A 412-nucleotide genomic window follows, 5' to 3' on the forward strand; every position below is an offset into this window, starting at 1 on the left:
CGGGGAGTTCAAGCGCGACGCGGACGTGATCTGCTTCCAGTACGCCGACCAGGTGCCCGACGAGTTCGAGGTCGACTGGGAGAAGATGCTGGACAAGACCCTCAAAGGCCCGATAGAGCGCGTCATCGAGGCGCTCGGGATGTCGTGGGAGGAGGTCAAGACCGGGCAGGAGCAGACCGGGCTCGGCTCGTTCATGTGACCGACGGCGAGGCGAAAGGCGCCGCGTCGAAAGCAGTTTTCGATCGAAAGAAAATTTCTTGATCGATCTGCGATTTTTGACGGGGAAATGCGTAACCATTAACCCCCTCAACACCCACTATCGAGGTACGAGGCACGAGAATACACATGGCTACTCTCGAAATCAACGATCTTCACGCACGAGTGGCGGAAGAGGGCGGCGAACGAATCCTTC

1 protein-coding gene is annotated in these 412 nt (G+C 58.0%); it reads left to right on the top strand.

Translation table 11 applies throughout. The annotated features are described in order from the left end of the window. Window positions 1-199, top strand: a 199-nt coding sequence (locus EXE44_RS18345) for a hypothetical protein (RefSeq protein WP_137718071.1), incomplete at its 5' end; no start/stop codon positions are given. Window positions 200-412 lie beyond the last annotated feature (213 nt).

The sequence above is a fragment of the Halorubrum sp. SS7 genome (assembly GCF_005435055.1).
GTDB classification, from domain to species: Archaea; Halobacteriota; Halobacteria; order Halobacteriales; family Haloferacaceae; genus Halorubrum; species Halorubrum salinarum.